The sequence below is a fragment of the Rhodococcus sp. PvP016 genome (genome assembly GCF_017832185.1).
GTDB lineage: Bacteria > Actinomycetota > Actinomycetes > Mycobacteriales > Mycobacteriaceae > Rhodococcoides.
In genome coordinates this window covers 4,144,214-4,152,500 of sequence record NZ_JAFIBH010000001.1, presented here as the reverse complement: position 1 = coordinate 4,152,500, position 8,287 = coordinate 4,144,214, and the positions used below count along the sequence as shown (strand labels likewise).

Here is an 8,287-nt window from a genome sequence, read left to right as displayed (position 1 = left end):
GCATCTTTGTTGTAAGTAATGAAGAGCGTACGGTGGATGCCTTGGCACCAGGAGCCGATGAAGGACGTAGGAGGCTGCGATAAGCCTCGGGGAGCTGTCAACCGAGCTGAGATCCGAGGGTGTCCGAATGGGGAAACCCAGCACGAGTGATGTCGTGTTACCTGCACCTGAATATATAGGGTGTGTGGAGGGAACGTGGGGAAGTGAAACATCTCAGTACCCACAGGAAGAGAAAACAACAGTGATTCCGTCAGTAGTGGCGAGCGAACGCGGAAGAGGCCAAACCATGTGCATGTGATACCCGGCAGGGGTTGTGCGTGTGGGGTTGTGGGGTTTGTCTTGTCGATTCTGCCGGATCGGCCGACAGTAAGAAATCATGCGGTTAGTCGAAGTGGTCTGGGATGGCCTGTCGTAGAGGGTGAGAGTCCCGTAGACGAAAACTGTGTGACTGTCGTGATGAATGCCCAAGTAGCAGCGGGCCCGTGAAATCTGCTGTGAATCTGTCGGGACCACCCGATAAGCCTGAATACTCCCTGGTGACCGATAGCGGACTAGTACCGTGAGGGAAAGGTGAAAAGTACCCCGGGAGGGGAGTGAAATAGTACCTGAAACCGTGCGCTTACAATCCGTCAGAGCCTGTGCACACTTCGGTGTGGTGGGTGATGGCGTGCCTTTTGAAGAATGAGCCTGCGAGTTAGTGGTATGTGGCGAGGTTAACCCGTGTGGGGTAGCCGTAGCGAAAGCGAGTCCGAATAGGGCGAACATCAGTCGCATGCTCTAGACCCGAAGCGGAGTGATCTACCCATGGCCAGGGTGAAGCGACGGTAAGACGTCGTGGAGGCCCGAACCCACTTAGGTTGAAAACTGAGGGGATGAGTTGTGGGTAGGGGTGAAAGGCCAATCAAACTCCGTGATAGCTGGTTCTCCCCGAAATGCATTTAGGTGCAGCGTCGCGTGTTTCATCCTGGAGGTAGAGCTACTGGATGGTCTAGAGGGCCCACAAGCTTATCGAAATCAGCCAAACTCCGAATGCCAGGATGTGAGAGCGCGGCAGTGAGACTGCGGGCGATAAGGTTCGTAGTCGAGAGGGAAACAGCCCAGATCGCCGGCTAAGGCCCCTAAGCGTGTACTAAGTGGAAAAGGATGTGAAGTCGCGAAGACAACCAGGAGGTTGGCTTAGAAGCAGCCACCCTTGAAAGAGTGCGTAATAGCTCACTGGTCAAGTGATTTTGCGCCGACAATGTAGCGGGGCTCAAGTACACCGCCGAAGCCGCGGCATTCGCACGATAGCCCGCGCACATCCCACGGGGTGTGTGCCAGGTGTGTGGATGGGTAGGGGAGCGTCGTGTGGCCAGGGAAGCGCCGGAGTGATCCAGGTGTGGAGGCCACGCGAGTGAGAATGCAGGCATGAGTAGCGAAAGACGAGTGAGAAACTCGTCCGCCGAATGATCAAGGGTTCCTGGGCCAGGTTAATCCGCCCAGGGTGAGTCGGGACCTAAGGCGAGGCCGACAGGCGTAGTCGATGGACAACGGGTTGATATTCCCGTACCCGTGTATCCGCGCCCATGATGAATCAGGAGTACTAACCGTCCAGAGCCACCAGGAGCACCTTCGGGTGCCGGGTGTGGTGATGCACGGGACCTTTCCTGGTAGTAGTCAAGCGATGGGGTGACGCAGGAAGGTAGCTGAGCCAGTCAGTGGTAACACTGGTGTAAGCCTGTAGGGCGAGACCTAGGCAAATCCGGGTCTCACACAGCCTGAGAGGTGATGCATAGCCGAATGAGGCGAATTCAGTGATCCTATGCTGCCGAGAAAAGCCTCTAGCGAGCTGGTACACGGCCCGTACCCCAAACCGACACAGGTGATCAGGTAGAGAATACCAAGGCGATCGAGATAACTATGGTTAAGGAACTCGGCAAAATGCCCCCGTAACTTCGGGAGAAGGGGGACCCCTGCTGGTGATCACTCTTGCAGTGTGAGCTGGTGTGGGTCGCAGAGACCAGTGAGAAGCGACTGTTTACTAAAAACACAGGTCCGTGCGAAGTCGTAAGACGATGTATACGGACTGACGCCTGCCCGGTGCTGGAAGGTTAAGAGGACCGGTTAGTTCCTTCGGGAGCGAAGCTGAGAATTTAAGCCCCAGTAAACGGCGGTGGTAACTATAACCATCCTAAGGTAGCGAAATTCCTTGTCGGGTAAGTTCCGACCTGCACGAATGGCGTAACGACTTCTCAGCTGTCTCAACCATAGACTCGGCGAAATTGCATTACGAGTAAAGATGCTCGTTACGCGCGGCAGGACGAAAAGACCCCGGGACCTTCACTACAGCTTGGTATTGGTGTTCGGTTCGGTTTGTGTAGGATAGGTGGGAGACTGTGAAGCATGCACGCCAGTGTGTGTGGAGTCGTTGTTGAAATACCACTCTGATCGTATTGGATACCTCAACCTCGGACCATGATCTGGTTCAGGGACAGTGCCTGGTGGGTAGTTTAACTGGGGCGGTTGCCTCCCAAAATGTAACGGAGGCGCCCAAAGGTTCCCTCAGCCTGGTTGGCAATCAGGTGTCGAGTGCAAGTGCACAAGGGAGCTTGACTGTGAGACTGACAAGTCGAGCAGGGACGAAAGTCGGGACTAGTGATCCGGCACCGGCAAGTGGAAGCGGTGTCGCTCAACGGATAAAAGGTACCCCGGGGATAACAGGCTGATCTTCCCCAAGAGTCCATATCGACGGGATGGTTTGGCACCTCGATGTCGGCTCGTCGCATCCTGGGGCTGGAGTAGGTCCCAAGGGTTGGGCTGTTCGCCCATTAAAGCGGCACGCGAGCTGGGTTTAGAACGTCGTGAGACAGTTCGGTCTCTATCCGCCGCGCGCGTCAGAAACTTGAGGAAGGCTGTCCCTAGTACGAGAGGACCGGGACGGACGAACCTCTGGTGTGCCAGTTGTTCCACCAGGAGCACCGCTGGTTAGCTACGTTCGGAAGGGATAACCGCTGAAAGCATCTAAGCGGGAAGCCTGTTCCAAGATGAGGTTTCTCACCCCCTCGAGGGGGTAAGGCCCCCGGCAGACCACCGGGTTGATAGGCCAGAACTGGAAGCCCAGCAATGGGTGCAGGTGACTGGTACTAATAGGCCGAGGACTTACCACAAAGAAGCTACGCGTCCACTGTGCAGTATCTGAGACAACACACGAGTTGTTCAGCAGATAACTGAAACCCGCACCACCGATCCATCACCAGCAGCACCGGTGACAGGGGAACGTGTGTGCCTCGTGCTCTGTTGTTTCACAGAGTTTCGGTGGCCATAGCGGAGGGGAAACGCCCGGACCCATTCCGAACCCGGAAGCTAAGCCCTCCAGCGCCGATGGTACTGCACCCGACAGGGTGTGGGAGAGTAGGACACCGCCGAACAACCCTTCCCAGAAAGCCCCCCGACCACCGGTCGGGGGGCTTTCTGCATTCACGGGTATCTGTGCCCGGACACAGTCCGATCAAGCAGAGTCCCGTCGTGCGCGCGCCGGGATAGTCTCGTATCCACCATGCCGCAGAAACCACGACGCTCGATATCGCCCCTGGGCTCCCCGCTGCTCGGGCACACCGAGGAATCCCCGCGTCGCCGGCGTATCCGGGTGCAGATTCTGCTCACCGTCTTTCTGCTGGGCGCCAACGCGATCGGCGCCGTCATCGTGGGTGCACTCATCAGCGTGGTCGTGCCGGGACCGGACGTCGTCACGCCCCGCGAGTACTGGTGGGTGAACTTCATCCTCATCCCGTGCTACCTCGTGGTCGCGTTCCTCATCGGAGTGGGGTGGGGAACCAAGCGCACCGTCAAGGGACTGCGCTGGGCCATCGAGGACCGTGTGCCCACCCGCAAGGAACAGAAGCGCACGCTGGCGATGCCGTGGCGGCTCACTCGGTTGCAGATCGGCCTCTGGATCGGTGGGCTCGTCATCGTCACGACAGCCGACGGCATCATCGACCCCAATTCCATCCCCAAGGTCGCGTTCACCATCGCGTTCGGTGGTGCGACCGTCTGTGCGTTCAGTTATCTGCTGACAGAGTTCGCTCTGCGCCCGGCCGCGGCACGCGCGCTCGAGGCCGGCGATCTCCGCCGTATCCGCATCGCCGGAGTGATGGGGCGCTCCATCCTCTCGTGGCTCCTGGGTACCGGCGTCCCGGTGGCGGGACTCATGGTCATCGCCATCGCGTCGTTCATCCGGAACGACACGACGGCCGACCAGTTCGCGGTCGCCATTCTTGCGCTCGGGGGCATCACCTTCTTGTTCGGCTTCGCGCTGACTCTGCTCGGTGGACTCGCTACGACGGCGCCCATCGACAATGTGCGCTCGGCGATGGTCGAGATCGAACGGGGCAACCTCGACGCACGGGTGTCCGTCTACGACGGGACCGAGCTCGGTGAACTGCAGAGCGGCTTCAATCGCATGGCGGAGGGTCTCGCCGAGCGCGACAAGATCCGTGACCTGTTCGGTCGGCACGTCGGCATGGAGGTCGCCGAGGCCGCGCTGAAGAGCAACCCGGAGCTGGGTGGGGAGGAGCGGGACATTGCCGTCTTCTTCATCGACCTCATCGGGTCGACCGAGCTGGCGTCGTCCCAGCCGCCGGCACAGGTGGTCGACCTGCTGAACCGGTTCTTCGACGTCGTCGTCGACGAGGTGGACAAGCACCACGGTTTCGTCAACAAGTTCGAGGGTGATGCGGCGCTGGCCATCTTCGGTGCTCCCGGTGATCTCGACGATCACTGCGGCGAGGCGCTCAGTGCGGCTCGCGCCATCATGAAGCGACTCGAGAACGAGGTCCCGGATTGTCAGGCAGCCATCGGCATCGCCTCCGGGAGAGCCGTCGCGGGCAACATCGGTGCGAAACAACGGTTCGAGTACACGGTCATCGGTGATCCGGTGAACGAGGCCGCCCGGTTGTCCGAGCTCGCCAAGTCGGCGGACGGCCGTCTGGTGGCGTCGGCACGCACGGTGGAGCACGCCCACAATCAGTCGAGCGATGCGTGGTCGTTCGGCAAGAGCGTGACGTTGCGGGGGCGGTCGGAGGAGACGCAGCTCGCGACCCCTGCCTGACGTCGGCCCACACGGTCGATAGGGTGGCCCGGTGCGTCTGGTCATTGCTCGGTGTCAGGTCGATTACGTCGGCCGGTTGACGGCCCATCTGCCGTGGGCGAAGCGTCTGCTGCTCGTCAAGTCCGACGGATCGGTGAGCGTCCACGCGGACGATCGGGCGTACAAGCCGCTCAACTGGATGACGCCGCCGTGCTGGCTGGTCGAGAACCCTGCAGAGGCTCTCCCTGCCGACGGCGACGTCGTGCCCGCGGACCGACAGCTGTGGGTCGTGACCAACAAAGCCGGCGAGGAACTGCGCATCACGATCGAGGACATCGAACTCGACAGCAGCCACGAGCTGGGTGTCGATCCGGGTCTGACCAAGGACGGCGTCGAGTCCCATCTGCAGGAACTGCTCGCCGAGCACGTGCACACGCTCGGTGACGGGTACACCCTGGTACGCCGGGAGTACCCGACGGCGATCGGACCCGTGGACCTTCTGTGCCGCGCCGAGGACGGTGCGACGGTCGCGGTGGAGATCAAGCGTCGAGGAGACATCGACGGTGTCGAGCAGCTGACTCGCTATCTCGAACTCCTGAACCGTGATCCACTGCTGGCTCCGGTGCGGGGCGTGTTCGCGGCCCAGCAGATCAAGCCACAGGCGAAGACGCTCGCGGAGGATCGCGGGATTCGTTGCCTCACACTGGACTACGATTCGCTCCGCGGTATCGAATCCTCCGCGTTCACGCTCTTCTGACGCGGTCGCCTACCATCGGTCGAGTGCCGAGACGCAACAACCAACGTGCAGGCCGGTCGGGCCGGCCCGGGCGACCCGCGCCGACGTTCGGTGACGCCACGGCGCGAGTGGAGCGCGGCCCGTCGTTCGACGGCGACGAGGAGTACGTCGTGCGCCCGATTCCCGGCGCTCGTGCGACCAAGACCTATCGATGCCCCGGCTGCGACCACGAGATCATGCCCGGTGTGGCGCACGTGGTCGTCTGGCCCGCCGAGAAACTCGGCGGACCCGACGACAGGCGGCACTGGCACACCGGTTGCTGGTCCGGTCGCGGTACCCGCGGGCTCACCCGCAGGTGGTCGTGACCTCTCAGGACTGAGTCGAGCTCGACTGGCCGTTCGAGGAGCGTTCGGTCGAAACCTCCGCCGGTGCCTCGTCGAGGAGTGACTCGTCGATCTCGAGATCGTCCGGCGCCAACGGTGCGTCGAGCAGTTCGCTCTCCCGGTTGACCGAGGCGAGCATGGCCGGCACGGAATCGAGTTGGCCGCGGATGCCGAGCAGCTGAGCGAGCACCCGGCCGCGCAGGACGCGCAGTTCCTCGGCGAGCTCCTTGGCGTGAGCGATGCGGCGCTCCGACTGCTCGGTGGCGGCCTGGAGGCGACGCTTGGCCTCGGCGGTGGCATCGGCGAGCCGACGATCCGCCTCGGACTTGGAGTCGGCTTCGAGCTCGTCGACGGCGTTCATCACCTTGGTACGGCGATCGGCCATCGTGATCTCGAAGTCCTCCTGCACCGCGGCGCGCTTCTTCTCGGCCTCGGCGGCGAGGCGGTCACGCTCGGCCTGCGCCTCCTCGACGATGCGGGCGGCGGCCGTGCGTGCCTCGGCCATGGTCTGCTCGTGCTCGGTCTCGAGTGCGGACCGTCGGTCCTTCAGCTCGGCGACCAGCCCCTCGTACTCGCCGCGCATGCGGGTGGCGTCCTGCTCGGCCACGGACACGAGTTCGGCCGCGTCGGCCTCGGCTTTGGCGCGCACCTCGGACGCCTCGTCCGAGGCGAGTCGCAGCATGCGAGAGATGCGATCGCTCATGCCCTCGGCGGTGGTCGGGGGGACCGACAGCCGATCGATGTCCTTGCGGAGATCGTCGATCTCGTCGCGGGCGTCCTCGAGCTGGACCGCGAGATCGCGGGCCTGCGCGGCCGCCGCGTCTCGATCGGTCGCGATGACGCGGAGCTCGGCATCGAACCGCTCGAAGTACCGCTGGACCTCGTCCTTGTCGTAACCCTTGCGGACCACGCTGAAGGGCAGGGAGCTGCTACCGCTGACGTTCTCTGGTGCCATGCGGACAACCTACCGTCACGCGCCCCGTTTCGGCCGCCGGGTGCTGATCACGACGGGTTCGCGAGAGGGGTCAGCTCGCGGCGGGCTCGACCAGCTCGACGAGGACGCCGCCGGCGTCCTTGGGGTGCACGAAATTGATCCGGGAATCGGCAGTACCGCGGCGGGGAGCGTCGTACAGCAACCGGGCACCACGCTCGCGGAGGAATGCCGCGGTCTCCTCGACGTCGCGGACGCGGAAGGCGAGTTGCTGCAGGCCGGGACCGTTCCGGTCGAGGAACTTGGCGATGGTCGACGTCTCGTCGAGGGGAGCGAGGAGCTGGATCTGCGCGGCGCCGTCGGCGGCACCGGGAACGGCGATCATCGCCTCGACGACTCCCTGGCTCTCGTTGACCTCGCGGTGGGTCACCGTCATTCCGAAGTGGTCCCGGTAGAACTCGAGGGCGACGTCGAGGTCGGCCACTGCGATCCCCACGTGGTCGATGGCCGTCACGAGGCCTGCCGTCACCGCGTCCGCGGTCGCCGTCGTGTGCTCGTCGGTGGTCGTCATACTTTGACGTTAGACCTTTTTCCCGGCAGTTCGGACGTGGTGTGGGTCACAATCAATCGTCGGCATCTCTGGACGACCGACAACTCTGTGTGGCCAAGGCGACGCCGCCGATGGTCGAGGACCGTTCACCGACTGCGGCAGAATGGCCACATGGCCGACAACCAGCTGTCCAGCACCGCACCCGCCGCGTCCACCACCGTCTCGCAGCCGCCGATCGTGCGGTGGTTTCGCGTCGTGGCGGTGGCGGAAGCCGTCACCTGGGTCGCGCTGCTCATCGGTATGGCCGTCAAGTACGTTCCCGACCCCAACATCGACAGTGGTGTCCGGATCCCGGGCATGCTGCACGGCGCGGTCTTCGTCTTGTACCTCGTGATCACCGTGCTGACTGCCCTCGCGCTGCGGTGGAACAAGGGCGTCACGGTGCTCGCGCTCCTCGCGAGCATCCCGCCCTTCGGCACCATCGTCTTCGAGGTGTGGGCGTCGAGGACGGGACGACTGGTTCCATCGGCCGGAGCCGCATCAGCGCGGGCCGCGGCGGAGTGACAAAATAGCGTCGTGACTCGACCCGGATCTCGCCCACCAGTACGTCCGTCGGCCGCGG

Annotated in this window: 6 protein-coding genes and 2 rRNA genes; 6 read left to right on the top strand and 2 right to left on the bottom strand. The window is 62.7% G+C overall.

What is annotated here, in order from left to right; genetic code table 11:
* The first annotated feature begins 9 nt into the window (after nucleotides 1-9).
* The 5 genes from JOE30_RS19420 (at nucleotide 10) to JOE30_RS19400 (ending at nucleotide 6,166) form a co-directional block, all read left to right on the top strand.
* Nucleotides 10-3,146, top strand: a 23S ribosomal RNA gene (locus tag JOE30_RS19420).
* A gap of 144 nt (nucleotides 3,147-3,290) precedes the next feature.
* Nucleotides 3,291-3,407: ribosomal RNA gene (rrf, locus tag JOE30_RS19415) — 5S ribosomal RNA — on the top strand.
* 128 nt (nucleotides 3,408-3,535) lie between these two features.
* Nucleotides 3,536-5,086, top strand: coding sequence for an adenylate/guanylate cyclase domain-containing protein (locus JOE30_RS19410; RefSeq protein WP_204868626.1), 1,551 nt, complete (start codon nucleotides 3,536-3,538; stop codon nucleotides 5,084-5,086).
* A gap of 31 nt (nucleotides 5,087-5,117) precedes the next feature.
* A complete protein-coding gene (nucS, locus tag JOE30_RS19405) occupies nucleotides 5,118-5,822 on the top strand; it encodes an endonuclease NucS (RefSeq protein ID WP_027505475.1) in 705 nt (234 codons plus the stop codon).
* 23 nt (nucleotides 5,823-5,845) lie between these two features.
* On the top strand, nucleotides 5,846-6,166 hold the full coding sequence (locus tag JOE30_RS19400) for an ATP/GTP-binding protein (RefSeq protein ID WP_082544702.1): 321 nt from the start codon (nucleotides 5,846-5,848) through the stop codon (nucleotides 6,164-6,166).
* 4 nt (nucleotides 6,167-6,170) lie between these two features.
* On the opposite strand, the gene JOE30_RS19395 is transcribed toward JOE30_RS19400, so the two are convergent.
* Both JOE30_RS19395 and mce read right to left on the bottom strand, forming a co-directional pair.
* Nucleotides 6,171-7,139, bottom strand: coding sequence for a hypothetical protein (locus JOE30_RS19395; RefSeq protein ID WP_239532422.1), 969 nt, complete (start codon nucleotides 7,137-7,139; stop codon nucleotides 6,171-6,173).
* A 70-nt stretch (nucleotides 7,140-7,209) separates the two neighbouring features.
* Entirely contained in the window at nucleotides 7,210-7,686 is a 477-nt protein-coding gene (mce, locus tag JOE30_RS19390; RefSeq protein ID WP_204868625.1) for a methylmalonyl-CoA epimerase, read from the bottom strand.
* A gap of 150 nt (nucleotides 7,687-7,836) precedes the next feature.
* Between mce and JOE30_RS19385 the strand changes: the two genes are divergently transcribed.
* Complete coding sequence (locus JOE30_RS19385; RefSeq protein WP_204868624.1) at nucleotides 7,837-8,229, top strand: DUF3817 domain-containing protein; 393 nt, start codon at nucleotides 7,837-7,839, stop codon at nucleotides 8,227-8,229.
* Nucleotides 8,230-8,287: the final 58 nt, after the last annotated feature.